The sequence below is a fragment of the Brevundimonas sp. GCM10030266 genome (assembly GCF_042666595.1).
Classification (GTDB): Bacteria; Pseudomonadota; Alphaproteobacteria; order Caulobacterales; family Caulobacteraceae; genus Brevundimonas.
On record NZ_JBHTCY010000005.1, the window covers coordinates 190,176 to 206,738 of the forward strand.

Genomic DNA, 16,563 nt, shown 5'->3' on the forward strand with positions numbered 1-16,563 from the left:
CGGTATGGCCTCGACCTGCGACGCCGTGTTGCTCAGTGGGGAACGCCAGCATGGATATCGAGGAGCTTCGGACCTTTGTGGAAGTGGCGGACGCCGGCGGCGTCTCCCCTGCGGCGCGGAGGCTGGGCGTCGCCAAATCCATCGTCAGCCGTCGCCTGTTCCGGCTCGAGGCCGAACTTGGCATCCAGCTTCTGGCCCGCTCCACGCGCGGCGCCGTCCTGACCGAGGCCGGGGAAGCCTTCCGGGATTTCGCGTTCCGGATCGCCACCGAGGTCGATGTGGCCAAGGAGACCATCCTGCCCGAAGGCGAGTTGCGCGGGCGCCTTCGCATCTCCGTGCCCCTGACCTTCGGCCCGACCCACATCGCCCCCGTCCTGAACGAGATGGCCCGCCTGCATCCGCAGCTCAGCATCCAGGCCTGCTACACGGACCGCTTCGTCGATCTGGTGGCCGAGGGCTACGACTGCGCGATCCGGATCGGCTACCTGCCGGACTCCAATCTGGTTGCGCGCCGGATCGGACCGCTGTCCGGCAAGCTGGTCGCCAGTCCGGCCTACATCCGACTGCATGGCGCGCCGAAGACGCCCGAGGATGTCGTGGGCCACGAGGCCCTGCTGCAGGCCAATGAGCCCTGGCAGTTCATGGACGGCGACCGGATGGTGACCGTGCGCCCGCAGGGGCGGTTCAAGGCCGACAACGGGCAGGCATTGGCGTCCGCGGCCTGCGCCGGTCTGGGTCTGGCCCGCCTGCCCGACGACTTCATCGACGAGCATATCGCCGCCGGGCGTCTGGTCGCCCTGCTGCCGGACTATCCGCCGCCCGCCGCCGGGGCCTATGTCCTGCGCGCGCCGGGTCAGCATCCGGTGCGCAAGATCCGCGTCCTGACCGACCTGCTGATCAGATACTGGAACGACCGCGACGCGCTCGCCGCCCTCGCCGACCACGGACCCTGACGCGGATCAGATTCCGAGAATGCCCCGATAGGTCGGGTGCACGGCCTCCGCATGCTCCGGATGCTTCTTCAGATAGGCCGAGAAGAACGGGCAGACCGGCAGCAGAAGAAGCGCCCGCGCCTTCGCATCGGCGATCACATACTGGGCCAGCCGGCTGGCGATCCCCCGCCCTTCCAGCGCCTGCGGCACCAGGGTCTCGGTGATCATCAGGTTCGGCGGCGACAGGTTGTAGGTCACGACCGCGACCTCACCGTCGATCGTCAGTTCGTAGCGGTTCTGGTCGGGATTGTTGCGGATCTCGGATTCAGACATGGCAGCTCCGGCTTGAAGGGATCGGATGGGCCGCACCGTGCGCCGCCCTGACCGCAGGAGCCCGCGCTCGGCCCGGTCAGCCAGACTAGCCTCATCGGATCCGCCTTGTCCCCGCCCCGGGCGTTCCACCAGCCGGGACGCGGCGGCGCCCGAACCGGACCTCGACGAGCGCGTCCGGAACAACCTTATCCGCTCCGGCGCCGCCAACCCCGGGCGCCCATCCACGGACAACAGGTGATCCATGATTGATCTGAACGGAAAACGCGCCCTCGTCACGGGCGGCTCACGCGGGATCGGGGCGGCGATCGCCCTGGCCCTGGCCGGAAACGGCGCCGATGTCGCCTTCACCTACGCCAACGCCGCCGGACGGGCCGAAGGCGTGAAGTCGCAGATCGAGGCCCTGGGCCGCAAGGCGGTCGCCGTTCAGGCCGACAGCGCCGATCCGAAGGCCATCGAACGCGCGGTGGCCGAGGCCGTCAGCGCCCTTGGCGGGATCGACATCGTCGTCAACAGCGCCGCCGTCGGCCTGAGCGGCCTGATCGCGGATATCGACCCCGACGCGTGGCAGGCCATGATGGACGTCAACGTCCGGGCCCCCGTGCTCCTGTCGAAGGCCGTCATCCCGCACCTGCCGTCCGGGGGGCGGATCATCTTCATCGGCTCGGGGCTGGGCGACCGTGTGCCCTTCCCGGGCGTAACCGCCTACGCCATGTCCAAGTCGGCGTTGCTGTCGCTGACCCGCGGGCTGGCGCGCGAGCTCGGTCCGCAGGGCGTCACCGTCAATCTGGTGCACCCCGGCTCGACGGACACGGAAGCCAACCCGGCGAACGGGGACTTCGCGGAGGCTCAGCGCAGCCTGACGGCCCTGGGCCGCTTCGGCGACCCCGCCGAGGTCGCCAATGCGGTCGTCTTCCTCGCCAGCCCGGCGGCGAGCGTGATCACAGGCTCGGTCCTTACCGCCGACGGCGGCGCGAACGCCTGAGCCCGTCCCTCACCCGCCGGCCCTGTTCCTCACCAGATCCTCGACGACGGAGGGGTCGGCCAGGGTGGAGGTGTCGCCAAGGGCCCCGATCTCGTTCTCGGCGATCTTGCGCAGAATGCGGCGCATGATCTTGCCGGAGCGGGTCTTGGGCAGGCCGGGCGCCCACTGGATCACGTCCGGCGCGGCGATGGGGCCGATCTCGTGCCGGACCTGGGCGACCAGGGCGGTCTTCAGCGCATCGGTCGGCTCCACGCCCTTGTTCAGCGTCACATAGGCGTAGATGCCCTGCCCCTTGATGTCGTGCGGGAAGCCGACGACGGCGGCCTCGGCCACATCGTCGTGCAGGACCAGGGCGCTCTCCACCTCGGCGGTGCCCATCCGGTGACCCGAGACGTTGATCACGTCATCGACCCGGCCGGTGATCCAGTAATAGCCGTCCTCATCCCGGCGGCAGCCGTCGCCCGTGAAATACTTGCCCGGATAGGTCGAGAAATAGGTGTCGAAGAAGCGCTGGTGGTCGCCGTAGACGGTGCGCATCTGGCCCGGCCAGCTGTCGGTGATCACAAGGTTGCCCTCGGTCGCGCCGCCCAGCACACCGCCCTCGGCGTCGACGATCTGCAGCTCGACACCGGGGAGCGGTTTTGTCGCCGAACCGGGCTTCAGGTCGGTCGCGCCCGGCAGGGGCGAGACCAGCACCCCGCCGGTCTCGGTCTGCCACCAGGTGTCCACGATCGGGCAGCGGCCCTCGCCGACGACTTCATGATACCAGCGCCAGGCCTCCGGATTGATCGGCTCGCCGACCGAGCCCAGCAGGCGCAGCGACTTGCGGCTGGTCGCCTTCACCGGCCCGTCGCCCTCGCGCATCAGGGCCCGAAGCGCCGTCGGGGCGGTGTAGAAGATCTCCACCTGATGCTTGTCCACCACCTGCCAGAAGCGGCTGTGGTCCGGATAGTTGGGCACACCCTCGAACATCAGGGTCGTCGCGCCGTTGGCCAGCGGGCCATAGACACAATAGCTGTGGCCCGTGACCCAGCCCACGTCGGCGGTGCACCAGAAGACCTCGCCGGGGCGGTAGTCGAACACCAGCTCATGCGTCCATGACGCCCAGAACAGATAGCCGCCCGTGGTGTGCAGCACCCCCTTCGGCTTACCCGTCGAGCCCGATGTGTAGAGGATGAACAGCGGGTCCTCGGCGTTCATCGGCTCGCACGGACAGTCGGCGCTGACGGTGGCCTTCGCCTCCTCATAGCGGACGTCGCGGCCTTCGATCATCGGCACATCGGCGCCGGTGTGGGTGATCACCAGCACCTTCTCGACAGGCGCCTTCTGCAGCGCCGCGTCGACATTGGCCTTCAGCGGAATGCGCTTGCCGCCGCGCACGCCCTCGTCCGTGGTGATCACCACCCTGGAGCCGCAGTCCTCGATCCGCCCCGCCAGACTGTCGGGCGAGAAGCCGCCGAAGACGACCGAATGCACCGCCCCGATGCGGGCGCAGGCCAGCATCGCCACCGCCGCCGCCGGGATCATCGGCAGATACAGGGTCACCCGGTCGCCCTTCACCACGCCCATGTCCTTCAGGACATTGGCCATGCGGCAGACCTCGGCGTGCAGTTCGCGATAGGTCAGCTTGCCCGAGACGGTCGGCTCGTCGCCTTCCCAGATGATGGCGGTCTCGTCGCCGCGCGTCTCCAGATGCCGGTCCAGGCAGTTCCAGGCGACGTTCAGCACCCCGTCGGCGAACCAGCGGATGCGGAAGTCGGCCTTGTCGAACGACACGTCCTTGATCTCGGTCGGCGCCGTCATCCAGTCGATCCGCCGCGCCTGCTCGGCCCAGAAGGCCTCCGGCGTTTCGCGCGCCGCGACACGGGCGGCGTCATAGCCCTGCGCGGTCATGCGCGCGCGCTGCGCCCATTCGGACGGGACGGGATACAGGTCGGGATCAGTCAAGACGGACGCCTTCAAAACGCTAGAAGCCATATTTCGCAAACACCTGAAGACGGTTGAGGTCCCCTGACGCGCCGGATTCCAGCTCACGCTCACCGAACATGAACTCGGCGCCGACGTCAAAGGCGGGGACCGGGGTCCAGATCAGGTTGGCCCGGAGGCTGTGCGCGGACCGGTTGGCCAGCAGGCCGGTCAGGGCCGTGTCGTTATCGACGCTCTGCGCCGAGTACGTCAGGTTCGAACGCCACTGCGGCGACCAGACATGCCGATAGCTGGCGAACCCGGCCAGCACGCCGATGGTCTCCAGATCACCGGAGGCGGTCAGCACGGCGTCGTTGGAGAAGTTCAGGCCGATGTAGCGGCCGATCCCCTCCCCGCCCGACAGCATCAGGCGAAGGTCGTTGGTCTCGCCGACCTTGATCTTGGCCGCAGCAGAGACGCCCCAGCCTGTAGCAGTGGAATCGATCGCGCCAAGCCCGGTCGTCTCATAGGCCAGCTGCCGCACGATCCCGGCCACCGAGGCCTCGCCCCACGGACGGGTCAGGGTGTAACGGGCGGTGACGTCTGGCAGGCTGCTGTCGTCGGCGATGATCCGCGCTCCGCCGGCGAAGGGCGTCACGGTCGTTTCGGGGTTCTCGATCGAGATCGAGAACGGACCGCGCGTGTAGCGGACCTGCACCTGACGGGCGAAGACCGTGCCCTCACTGGCCCCGATATAGTCGGCGGTGTCGGGCAGGACGCTGAGGTTCTGGAAGTTCGTCCACTCCTGACCGAACAGCCAGTTGTCGACGGTGACGAAGGCGCGGCGCAGGGCGAGGTTGGAGGGGCTGGTGGTGCGCTGGTCGCCCGTTCCCGGCAGGACCTGGAAGTCCATCTCGATCCGGCCGCCGACCTTGCGACCGCCGATCAGACTTTCGGTCGTCAGCCAGAAGCGGGTCTGGCGGGCGTTGAAGTCCGCCGCCGGACCTTCGTCCGCGCCGCCGACCGGGATCGATCCGGGCAGGTAGAAGTCGCGCAACGCGTCACCATTGGCGGGATCGCCGCCGCTGTAGTCGGACACGATGTAGTCGGCCTTCACGAAGCCGCCGAACCGCAGCGTATTATTGCCGATGCGGAAGCCGTCCGAGGGGGCGGCCGGAGCCGGCGCGGGGGGCGCGGCCGCCGCACGCTGTTCAATGCGCTGGATGTCCTGCGCCACCGCCTGCTGCTGGACCGCCTGTTCGGCGCGTGAGGCCTGGACGGCGGTCTTCAGTTCATTGAGCTGGGCTTCCAGCTGGGCGATGCGCGCCTCCAGCGCGGCGGTATCCTGGGACTGGGCGTTGGCGAGCTCGGGCGCAGAAAACAGGGCCAGAGCCGCGCAGCCGGCGAGCAGTGCGGGTTTCAGGGTCATGGCGTCCTCCCGGGCTCATCTTTTGCGAGCCTCCTGAACTCCACCTTCCGGCCGCCCTCCCTTGGGGGCCATTAGCCATTGGTCTACTTTCGACCAAAGTCTAGGGGTGGCAGAGTGGCACATGGACACGTGGCGTCAGACCGCGGCCGAGCCTTGGGAGAGCGTCATTTGGATCGCATCGTCATCGCCGACGACCACCCCTTGTTCCGGGCCGCCCTTGGTTCGGCCCTGACTCGCGCGGCGCCCGAGGCCAGCCTGCACGAAACGGCCAGCCTGTCCGGCGCCCGCGACGCCCTGAACGGCGGCCCCGTCGATCTGCTCCTTCTGGACCTCAAGCTCTCGGACAGCGAGGGATTCGCCGGTCTGGCGGAGATCCGCAGCGACTTTCCCGCGGTGCCGGTCGCCGTCGTCTCGGCCAGCGAGGATGGCGCGACCATTCGCCGAGCGCTGGCCTTCGGGGCGGCGGGCTTCATTCCCAAGTCGGCGACGCTCAATGAAATGGTCGAGGCGCTGACCGCCATCCTGGCCGGCGACGGCTGGTCGCCTCCCGTCATCGACGCGGATGAGGAGGAGCCGATGGAATCGCGCATCGCCAGCCTGACGCCGTCGCAGCTCAAGATCCTGATCGGCCTGCAGCAGGGCCGGCTGAACAAGCAGATCGCCTTCGACCTCGGCGTGACCGAAGCGACCATCAAGGCCCATCTGACCAGCGTGTTCCGCAAGCTGGGCGTCCACAACCGCACCCAGGCCGTGATCGCCGCCCAGACCCTGTCGCTGGACGCCTGACCGAACTCAGGCCTGACGGCGGCGGCTCGACAGGAAGGCCTTCAACGCGGCGGGCTTGACCGGCTTGGACAGCAGCACCGCGCCCGCCGCGGCGGCGCGGTCCGGCAGATCCTCCTCGGCGTCGGCGGTGATCAGGGCGATCTGCTCCAGCCCCAGGCCGCGCAGCGCCTGGATGACCGACAGACCGTCGCGGCCATGGCCGAGGTGCAGGTCGACGAGCGCCGCATCGAAAGCCGAGGTTCCGGCCAGATCAAGCGCCGTCGAGGCGTCCGGCGCGGTCACCGGCGTGGCGCCCCATCGCTTGAGCAGGGCGGCCAGGCCTTCAAGGATCGCCGGCTCATTGTCCACACAGAGCACCCGCAACCCCGCCAGCGGCATCGTCGCGCCCGGGGCCTGGCGAACCGGCGCCGGGCGGCTGGCGACGGGCGCCGCCACCGGCGCCGAGACCGTGAAGACCGACCCGCGCCCGACCTCTGACCGCAGCGTCAGCGGATGCTCCAGCAGGCTGGCGACGCGGCGCACGATGGCCAGTCCCAGCCCGACCCCGGCCTCATCCCCGCCCCGCCCCGGCAGGCGGGTGAATTCGGCGAAGACCGCCTCCTGCTGATCCGGCGCGATGCCGCGTCCGGTGTCATGGACCTCCAGCCTGAGGCGGCCGTCGCCGGCCCGGCGCACGCCGATCAGAACCCCGCCGTCGTCGGTATAGCGGATCGCATTGCCGATCAGGTTCTGCAGCAGCGAGCGCAGCAGATCGCGATCCGACGCGACCCACAGCCGCGACGGGACGATCCGCAATGTCAGCCCCTTGGCGGCGGCCAGAGGCGTGAACTCCCGCCTCAGATCCGCGAACAGGGCCTCGATTGACAGCGGGCCGACGGCGGGGCTGACGCCGCCCGTCTCAAGCCGTGACAGGTTCAGCAGGGCCTTCAGCAGGCCGTGGGCGCTCTCGATCGACCGGTCGGCGTTCTCGGCCAGATCGCGCGCCGCGCCGTCCCCGCCCTCGTCCTTCAGGGCGGCGATGAACAGGCGGGCCGCGTGCAGGGGCTGCAGCAGGTCATGGCTGGCCGCGGCCAGGAACCGGGTCTTGGAGGCCACCGCGTCCTCCGCCGTCTGGCGCGCCTCGTTCAGCCGTTCGGTGCGATCCGCGACGCGGGCCTCGAGCTGTTCATTGGCCTCCTCCAGCGCCTGCGCCGCCCGCCGCAGTTCGGTGATGTCGGTGTAGGAGGTCACATAGCCGCCGCCGGACATGGCCGCTCCGGTCGACTTCAGAATCCGTCCATTGGGCTGGACGCGCTCGTGGTCGTGTGGCGCGCGGCGGCGCAGGGCGTCGAGCCGGCGCTCCACCCAGGTCGCCATGTCCGCCTCATCGACCTCGCCCCGTTCGGCGTTCAGACGATAGACGGCGGCGATGGGCTGACCGACGTGGACGAAGCCGGAGGGCAGGTCGAACAGCTCGATATAGCGGGCGTTCCAGGCGATCAGGCGCAGATCCTCGTCCACCACGCTGACGCCCTGGTCGATGTTGTCCAGCGTGGCCTGCAGCAGTTCGCGGTTGAACTGGACCGCCTGGGACGCCTCATCGAGCATCCGCACCACATCCTCGGGCGCCCGCCCTCCCCCCGCCAGAGCGGCGGAGATGACCCGGCGGGCCGAGGAGGCGCCGACCGCCCCGGCCAGCATCCGTTCGGCGGTCCGGGCCAGACCGGCGTCGGCGGGGTCGGCGTCCTTAAGCGATCGTCCCGTCTCCCGCCCGAAGGCGGCGAAGGCGCGCTCCGCCCCGGCGTCCCCGACGAAGCGGGCGACGAGGGTCTTCAGGTCTCCGACGGACGCCCCCGATGGCGCGGTGCTCCGCTCGCGCCAATCCGGGCTGATCCGGTCCACGAAGGCCCGGGCCTGCACCCGATCAATCAGCCGGGGCTGGGCCGCGCGCGACACCAGCACATAGCAGACGACGTTGGCGCCGAGGCTCAGGAAGACGCCCAGCGGCAGGGGATCCTGCAACTGCAGCAGGTTCGTCTCCGCCGCCCCGAGCGCCGATGCGATCTGCGGCATGGCCAGCAGCACCAGCCAGACCGCCGACCCGACGGTGATCCCGGCGATGGCCCCCTTGGCATGCCCGCCCCGCCAGAGCACCGCGCCAAACAGGGCGGGCGCCAGCTGGGCCAGGGCGGCGAAAGAGGTCAGGCCGATGGACGCCAGGCCGCTGGAGCGGTCGGTCGCCTGGAAATAAAGCCAGGCCAGGAACAGGATGACGCAGATGACGATGCGGCGAACCTGCAGGATGGCGCCGGCCATGTCCGACGCATCCTCGCGCGCCCGCCAGCGATCACGGGCCAGCAGCGGCAGGATCAGGCTGTTGGACGCCATGGCCGACAGGGCGACGGTCTCGACGATCACCATGGCGGTCGCCGCCGAGAAGCCGCCGACGAACACCACCGCCGTCAGGATGCGGGCGTCCTGCTGGAACGGCAGGGCCAGAACGAACAAGTCCGGGTCGGCGATGGTCGTGAACAGCCCCCCGGCCGCCAGCAGCGGGATGACGGCCACGGAGGTGATCACCAGATAGATCGGAAATACCCAGCGGGCGCGCCGGATGTGACCCGGCTCGGCGGCCTCGACGAAGCCGACGTGGAACTGGCGCGGCAGGCAGAAGATGGCCAGGGTCGCCAGCAGGGCGATGGCGACGAACCGGCTGTCGATCACCGGCGGCGCGCCCAGCCCGCCCAGGGCCGCCACGGCCGCTCCGGGATCGGGCGAACCGAACAGCAGCACGGCCGCGAAGATCGCCACCGCGACCAGGGCCGCCAGCTTGACGACGGACTCCAGGGCGATGGCCTGGATCAGCCCCCTGTTGTGCTCGGTCAGGTCGGGACGACGCGCGCCGAACAGGATGGTGAAGCCCGCCAGCACCACCGCGATCACGCTGACAGTCAGTTGCTCCGATCCCGCGACGGCGGTGCCCTCGGTCAGCAGTTGCCACGCCATCGACAGCGATTTCAGCTGCAGGGCGATGTAGGGCACCGACCCGACGATGGCGACACAGGCGACCAGGGCGCCGAGGGTCTGGCTCTTACCATAGCGCGAGGAAATGAAGTCTGCGATGGAGCCGATGTTCTCACGCCGGGCGGCGGCGGTGATCCGCCTCCAGATCGGGAACAGCACCACGATGCCGATCACCGGCCCCAGATAGATGGGCAGATATTCCCAGCCGTTCCGGGCGGCGGTGCCGACCGCGCCGTAGTAGGTCCAGGATGTGCAGTAGATGGCCAGCGACAGGGCGTAGGCCCATGGCCCGAACCGTCGTCCGGGTGTCGCCGGTCCACGCTGCTCGCCCCGCCAGGCGATGGCGAACAGCACCGCCATATAGGCGGCGACCAGCGTCAGGATGATGAGGGCGTACATCACGGTTATCTAGACGGTCTTCCGGCGTTTCCGCCAAGAGAAAGGCGGGCCGATCCGGAGATCGACCCGCCCTTCGGCTCGGGGAGAGGGTTTCGTCAGGCGTTCAGATCGACATCCTTGCCTTCCTTGACCAACAGGAAGCCCAGAACGACGGTGCCGAGCGCGACGATGATCGGATACCAGAGGCCGGAGTAGATATTCCCGGTCGCCGCCACGATGGCGAAGGCCGTCGTGGGCAGGAAGCCGCCGAACCAGCCGTTGCCGATGTGATAGGGCAGCGACATCGAGGTGTAGCGGATGTTGGTCGGGAACATCTCGACCAGGGCGGCGGCGATCGGGCCGTAGACCATGGTCACATAGAAGCCGAGGATGAACAGGATCAGCACGACCATCGGCTTGTTGACCAGGGCGCTGTCGGCCTTGGCCGGATAGCCAGCGGTGGTCAGAGCCTCACCCAGGCTGGCGTCCCAGGTCTTCTTGGCGGCGCCGAACTCGGCCGACGACATTTCCTCGCCGCGGAAGCTCGGAACCACGATCTGGTCACCGATGCGAACCTCTGCCACCGTGCCGGCCGGAGCGTCGACGTTGGTGTAGGTCACGCCGGCCTTGGCCAGATAGGATTTGGCCAGGTCACAGGAGTGGTTGAACACCGTCTTGCCCACCGGGTCGAACTGGACGTTACAGTCGGCCGGATCCGCATAGACCGTGATCGGCGCCGAGGCGGCGGCGGCGGCCAGACGGGGGTTGGCGGCCTCGGTCAGGGCGTTGAACAGCGGGAAGTAGGTGACCGCCGCGATCAGGCAGCCGGCCAGGATGATCGGCTTGCGACCCACCTTGTCCGACAGCCAGCCCCAGAAGATGAAGAAGGGCGAGGCGGCCAGCAGCGCGATGGTCAGCATGATGTAGACCAGCGAGGCGTCGACCTTCAGCACCCGCTCCAGGAAGAACAGGGCGTAGAACTGGCCGGTGTACCAGATGACGGCCTGACCGGCGGTGAGGCCCAGCAGGGCGATCAGCACCAGCTTCAGGTTCGGCCACTTGCCGAACGAGTCCTTCAGCGGGGTCTTGGAGCCCTTGCCTTCGGCCTTCATGCGCTTGAACGACGGGCTCTCGGCCAGCTTCAGGCGGATCCACAGGGACACGCCCAGCAGCAGGATCGAGACCAGGAACGGAATGCGCCAGCCCCACTCGGCGAAGGCTTCCTCGCCGACGGCGAAGCGCACGCCCAGGATGACGATCAGGCTGAGCACCAGACCGGCGGTGGCCGTGATCTGGATGAAGGAGGTGTAGAAGCCGCGCTTGCCCTTGGGGGCGTGCTCGGCGACGTAGGTGGCGGCGCCGCCGTACTCCCCGCCAAGGGCCAGGCCCTGGATCAGGCGCATCAGCACCAGAATGATCGGCGCGGCGATGCCGATGACCGCATAGGGCGGCAGCAAACCGACGACGAAGGTCGACAGACCCATCAGCAGCATGGTGACGAGGAAGGTGTTCTTGCGACCCCACAGATCGCCCAGACGCCCGAAGACGATGGCGCCGAACGGACGCACGGCGAAGCCGGCGGCGAAGGCCATCAGGGCGAAGATATAGCCGGTCGTCTCGTTCACGCCCGAGAAGAACTGGACGGTGATGATCGCGGCCAGGGAGCCGTACAGATAGAAGTCGTACCATTCAATCACGGTGCCGACCGAGGACGCCAGGATCACGAGCTTGTCGTTGCGATCGACTTCGTGTTCCGGCTCCCCCACCCCTCCCTGACCTGGCGTACCGATGGTGGTGTCAGTCATGCATTTGCCTCCCAGCAGGGTCGTTATCGACCGTTGTGACGCCTTCAGACGGCGATCATTGCAGGCAGGGTGACACCGGGACTCGCCGAACGTCAGAGCGACTTTGGTCGAAGGCCGGAATGCGGGAGGCAGGGCGAAAGCGGCAGCGTGGGGACAGCGCGCGACAGCAGGAAGACCGCTCGATCAGGACGGCTCTGAAAGCGTTCAGTTGTCGTGGGAGCGGATGGCTGGGGAACCAGGACTCGAACCTAGAATGACGGTACCAAAATCTGAGATTTCCGACGAGTAAACCGACACTTAGGGCGTAAAGCCCGACCGCTCCGAACTCAACAAAAACAATGAGTTATACAACCCCTGTAAAACCTCGATCTCAGCCATTGGGATCATCGGTAAGACATGCCCCGGGAAGCTGGCGGGTTGGCGCTTCTTGGGACATCCCCGGATCGGCACGTCTCTCCAAGAACGATATCAGCTTCCTGTTCCGCGAAGCGCCAGAAGCGGACATTGGGCGCCTATCCAAAACACGACATTCATGGTCGCCGCCCGCAGAACGCTCGATTTCAAACGGCCAGCCAAGCCATGATCCGCCAAATCCGGCTGCTGATCCCAACCAAATCAAACCGCACCCGCACACAGCTCAAAGTCGGGTGTCCGACATGATATTCAGCCTAACCGTTTGATCCCCGGTAAAATAACACCACTCACGGAACTTCGCACTTGCGAGAAGGTTGGGCGATTCGGACGTCACGCGGGTGCGGGCGTCGGGAGCTCATCGCCATGAAGATCGCGCAGGTCACCCCTCTGTATGAGGCCGTTCCGCCCCGCCTGTACGGAGGCACCGAAAGGGTGGTGGCGCATCTGACCGACGCCCTTGTGGATCTGGGTCACGACGTCACCTTGTTCGCCTCGGCCGAGGCCGAGACCCGGGCGCGGCTGATCCCCGTGCGGGATCAGGCAATCCGCCTCGATCCGGCTCCGCTCAAGTCCGACCTCGCCGCCCACATGGTCATGTTGTCGGAGGTCCTGAAGCGCGCCGACGACTTCGACGTCATCCATTTCCACACCGACATGATCCACTTCCCGTTCTTCGAGCGGTTCGCGGACAGGACCCTGACCACCCTGCACGGGCGCCTGGACCTGAAGGACCTGCCCGGCGTCTACGACCGCTGGCCGCAGTTCGGGCTGGTGTCGATTTCGGATGACCAGCGCCGCCCCCTGCCCTTCGCCGCCTGGAAGGCGACGGTGCATCACGGCATGCCGTCCGACCTTTATGCGTACAGCCCGAAATCGGAAGGCTACCTCGCCTTCCTCGGTCGCATCTCGCCCGAGAAGCGGCCGGATCGGGCGATCGAGATCGCCACGATGCTCAACAAGCCGCTGAAGATCGCCGCCAAGGTCGACGCCGCGGACAAGGCCTACTGGGAGACGGTGATCCGTCCCATGGTCGAGCACAATCCGCTGGTCGAGTTCGTCGGCGAGATCGGCGACCATCAGAAGTCCGCCTTCCTGGGCGGCGCCGAGGCCCTGCTCTTCCCCATCGACTGGCCCGAGCCTTTCGGGCTGGTGATGATCGAGGCCATGGCCTGCGGCACGCCGGTGGTCGCCTTCCGCTGCGGCTCGACACCGGAGGTGATCGAGGACGGCGAGACCGGTTTCCTTGTCGAGACCATGGAACAGGCCGTCGCCGCCGCGGGCCGCGCCCACCTGCTGGATCGCGACGCCATCCGCGCCCGGTTCGAACTGCGCTTCTCGGCCACCGCCATGGCCCGGCGCTATCTCGACGTCTACGGCGACCTGCTGGCCCGCCGCCCGTTCGCCGAGGCGCCGCTGGCCGATGTAGTGACGCCGCTGCGCCCGCTGGACGAGGAACGCAGTTTCGCGGCCACGGCCTGAACCCGCGCCGGGTTCGTCCATTACCGTACCAAGCGGACCATCAGCGTCCGCATTCGGGAGGAAGGCTCAGGACTGACCTGAACCGCCGTCGAGGAGCCTCATGGACGACGCCTATTCGGTGCAGACGACCGCGGCTGACAGCGGCGAGGTGGACGGCCTCGAGCAGCTGATGGCGCTGAAGGACGCCGACACCTTCTGTGTCGCCGACCACTGGGGCGACCTGAAGGGCGGGGCCGACGGTCTGTTCGACCATGACACCCGGCTGCTGTCGCGCTTCGTCATGACCGTGGGCGGCGCCCGCCCGTCGCGGCTCAGCTCCGGCGTCAGTCAGGACAATGTCTTCTTCATCTGCCACACGACCAACCGCCCCCTGCCCCCGATGGGCGGTCGCTCCGCCCCGGCGGGTGTGCTGCATATCGAGCGGCGGCGCTTCATTCGCGACCGACGAATGTTCGAGCGGGTCCGGATGGTCAATCACGGCGTCGAGGACGTCCTGCTGCCGCTGTCGTTCGAGTTCGCCGCCGACTTCGCCGACATCTTCCAGGTGCGTGGGACGCCTCGTCTCAAGCACGGAACAATCGCCCCGCCGACCACCGACGGTCGCCGTGTCGGCTTCGGCTACACCGGTCTGGACGAGGTCCAGCGCAATGCCTGCCTGTCCTTCTCCGAGCCGCCGGCGAGGCTGACCGGATCCAAGGCCGATTTCATGTTCAGCCTGCCCAAGGGCAAGCGGGTGGACCTCTATATCGAGTGCGGGCCGGACCGCTGCGAGCAGCCGGACGAAGCCCGCTTCCGGCTGAACGCCATCGAGGCGCGGCTGTCGATGCGTCGCCGCCGTCGCAGGGGCGCCTCACTGAGGGGACCGCGCAGCCCCCGCTTCAACGACTGGCTGGATCAGAGCCGGGCCGACGTGGCCCTGCTGACCACCGACCTGCCGACTGGTCCCTATCCCTATGCGGGCGTGCCCTGGTTCTCGACCCCCTTCGGGCGGGACGGGATCATCACCGCCTGGCAGATGCTGTGGCTCGATCCGTCGCTGGCCCGGGGCGTCCTGACCTATCTGGCCAAGCGACAGGCGACGGAGGTCTCGGCCTTCCAGGACAGCGCGCCCGGCAAGATCATGCACGAGACGCGCGGCGGCGAGATGAGCGCGCTCGGCGAGGTGCCGTTCGGCCTCTATTATGGCGGCGTCGACACCACCTGCCTGTTCGTGGCGCTGGCGGGCGCCTACGCCCGACGCACCGGCGACTTCGCCCTGATCCGCGAGTTGTGGCCCAATCTGATCGCGGCCACCCGCTGGATGACCGACTACGGCGACATCCGGAAGGACGGCCTGATCAGCTATCAGCGCGGCGCCGACACCGGCCTGTCCAATCAGGGCTGGAAGGACTCGGAGGACTCCATCTTCCACGCCGACGGCCGCTTCCCCAAGGGCCCCGTCGCCCTGCTGGAAGTTCAGGGCTACGCCTTCGCCGCCTGGCGGGCGATGGCCGATCTGGCGGTTGTGCTGGGCGATGATCGCCAGGCCGAGTGGACATCGCGCGCCGAGGCGACCCGCGCCCTCGTAGAGGATCGCTTCTGGATGGAGGACGAGGGCTTCTACGCGATCGCCCTGGACGGCGACGGCGAGCAATGCCGCGCCATCGGCTCCAACGCGGGCCACCTGCTGTTCACCGGCCTGCCTTCGCGAGACCGGGCGCTGAAGGTGACGAAGCGGATGCTGTCGGCGGAGTTTCGATCCGGCTGGGGCGTGCGGACGCTGGCGACCGGGCAGGCCCGCTTCAATCCGATGAGCTATCACGACGGCTCGGTCTGGCCACACGACACCGCCATGGCGGCGGCAGGCATGGCGAAGTACGGCGAACGCCGCGCGGTCGCCCTGCTCCTGAACGAAATCTACGCCGCCGCCAGCCATTTCCAGATGCGTCTGCCGGAGCTGTTCTGCGGCTTCGAGCGGATGACCGGCGAACCGCCGATCGCCTATCCGGTCGCTTGCCTGCCGCAGGCCTGGGCGGCGGGCTCGGTTTTCCTGATGCTTCAGTCCGCGCTGGGCGTGAACATCGACGCCCTGGAAGGTGTGGTCGAGATCGATGACCCGGTGCTGCCCGCCGGGATCGATCGTCTGAACGTCACCGGTCTTCAGGTCGGCGACGGTCTGGTGGACCTGACCTTCCAGCAGATGGGACAGCACACAGCTGTCACGCCGCGCCGTCGTGCAGGGGCGGTGAAGGTGCGGACGCTGGGCTGACGTCTGACCGCATCAGCAGTCCGGTCGACAGAAGTTCTGGTCAGATCTTGGCCGCGAGACCAGGCTTACCCTTGGGCCAACACCCTTCGCAGGGATGCCTCGATCCGCCCCCCGCTCCAGGTCTCGCCGTAGGCCTCTCTCGATCTGGCGGCCTGGGCGGCGAGCGGCGGGAGGGCGGCGACACGCCGGGACAGGGCGGCGGTCAGCGGTGCCTCATCACGGAGCAGGGCTTCCAGGGACGGGAAACGATCGCTGATCGTGGTCCACAGGGTCGCGGTGACGATGTCGGCGATGCCCGGCTGATCACCGCCAAGCAGGTGGCCGGATCCCTTCTTCAGCCCGTGACGGCGACCGGTCTCTTCCCACAGGGACATCCATTTGCGGAGGCGCGGCTCGAACTCGGCCCAGCGCTTCGGCGTCCACATCTGCCGCCCGCCATCCAGCGTCAGCTCATCAATGACGTCGTTGGCGTCATTGACCACCTTGATCGACAGCGCCCTCCCCTCGGGCGTGGACGGCAGCAGGTCCAGACTTTCCCCCAGATACAGAAGGATGGCCGGCATCTGGGAGACCGCGAAACCGGCGCCCTCATCGACCAGCACCGGCGGTCCCATGAAGGGCGCGGGCATCGCCGTCACCGGCCCCTCCATCAGGGCCGAAATCCGCTCGTCTCCGGCCTCGACCCAGTCTCTCCCGGCAAAGGCCAGAACGGCCCGGACAAACTCGCCCCGGAACGGCGCTGACCAGTAGTAGAGGGTGTAATCGGACATTTCGCATTTCCAGCGGTGCGGGTCCGGAAAACGCCCCCCGGTCGCCCGGGTTCATCTGGCGCCGCAAAGGAACCCCTCCCGACCCCACCGATTGCGAAA

11 protein-coding genes are annotated in these 16,563 nt (G+C 68.0%); 5 read left to right on the top strand and 6 right to left on the bottom strand.

The genetic code is table 11. From position 1 onward, the window contains the following. Window positions 1–50: 50 nt before the first annotated feature. On the top strand, window positions 51–953 hold the full coding sequence (locus ACFQQC_RS15720) for a LysR family transcriptional regulator (protein ID WP_376863454.1): 903 nt from the start codon (window positions 51–53) through the stop codon (window positions 951–953). A 6-nt stretch (window positions 954–959) separates the two neighbouring features. On the opposite strand, the gene ACFQQC_RS15725 is transcribed toward ACFQQC_RS15720, so the two are convergent. After that, window positions 960–1,265, bottom strand: coding sequence for a GNAT family N-acetyltransferase (locus ACFQQC_RS15725; protein ID WP_376863455.1), 306 nt, complete (start codon window positions 1,263–1,265; stop codon window positions 960–962). A gap of 241 nt (window positions 1,266–1,506) precedes the next feature. On the opposite strand from ACFQQC_RS15725, the gene ACFQQC_RS15730 reads away from it, so the two are divergent. Beyond that, complete coding sequence (locus ACFQQC_RS15730) at window positions 1,507–2,247, top strand: SDR family NAD(P)-dependent oxidoreductase (RefSeq protein ID WP_376863456.1); 741 nt, start codon at window positions 1,507–1,509, stop codon at window positions 2,245–2,247. A gap of 9 nt (window positions 2,248–2,256) precedes the next feature. Here the strand turns inward: ACFQQC_RS15730 and acs are convergent, their stop codons facing one another. Beyond that, complete coding sequence (gene acs / locus ACFQQC_RS15735) at window positions 2,257–4,140, bottom strand: acetate--CoA ligase (RefSeq protein WP_376863765.1); 1,884 nt, start codon at window positions 4,138–4,140, stop codon at window positions 2,257–2,259. A gap of 73 nt (window positions 4,141–4,213) precedes the next feature. Beyond that, a complete protein-coding gene (locus ACFQQC_RS15740) occupies window positions 4,214–5,581 on the bottom strand; it encodes a DcaP family trimeric outer membrane transporter (protein ID WP_376863457.1) in 1,368 nt (455 codons plus the stop codon). A gap of 168 nt (window positions 5,582–5,749) precedes the next feature. Between ACFQQC_RS15740 and ACFQQC_RS15745 the strand changes: the two genes are divergently transcribed. Further along, window positions 5,750–6,367 (top strand): response regulator, encoded by a 618-nt coding sequence (locus tag ACFQQC_RS15745; protein WP_376863458.1) that lies wholly within the window; start codon window positions 5,750–5,752, stop codon window positions 6,365–6,367. A 6-nt stretch (window positions 6,368–6,373) separates the two neighbouring features. Here the strand turns inward: ACFQQC_RS15745 and ACFQQC_RS15750 are convergent, their stop codons facing one another. Both ACFQQC_RS15750 and ACFQQC_RS15755 read right to left on the bottom strand, forming a co-directional pair. Next, window positions 6,374–9,769 (bottom strand): PAS-domain containing protein, encoded by a 3,396-nt coding sequence (locus ACFQQC_RS15750; protein WP_376863459.1) that lies wholly within the window; start codon window positions 9,767–9,769, stop codon window positions 6,374–6,376. Between the two features lie 95 nt (window positions 9,770–9,864). Next, window positions 9,865–11,553, bottom strand: a complete 1,689-nt coding sequence (locus ACFQQC_RS15755) for an MFS transporter (protein ID WP_376863460.1) — start codon at window positions 11,551–11,553, stop codon at window positions 9,865–9,867. A 777-nt stretch (window positions 11,554–12,330) separates the two neighbouring features. Between ACFQQC_RS15755 and ACFQQC_RS15760 the strand changes: the two genes are divergently transcribed. Next, window positions 12,331–13,446, top strand: coding sequence for a glycosyltransferase family 4 protein (locus ACFQQC_RS15760; RefSeq protein WP_376863461.1), 1,116 nt, complete (start codon window positions 12,331–12,333; stop codon window positions 13,444–13,446). Window positions 13,447–13,546: 100 nt separating this feature from the next. Further along, on the top strand, window positions 13,547–15,694 hold the full coding sequence (locus ACFQQC_RS15765; protein WP_376863462.1) for a glycogen debranching N-terminal domain-containing protein: 2,148 nt from the start codon (window positions 13,547–13,549) through the stop codon (window positions 15,692–15,694). Between the two features lie 65 nt (window positions 15,695–15,759). On the opposite strand, the gene ACFQQC_RS15770 is transcribed toward ACFQQC_RS15765, so the two are convergent. Further along, the gene (locus ACFQQC_RS15770) at window positions 15,760–16,464 is read right to left on the bottom strand and encodes a glutathione S-transferase (protein ID WP_376863464.1); all 705 of its coding nucleotides are present in this window, start codon (window positions 16,462–16,464) and stop codon (window positions 15,760–15,762) included. Window positions 16,465–16,563 lie beyond the last annotated feature (99 nt).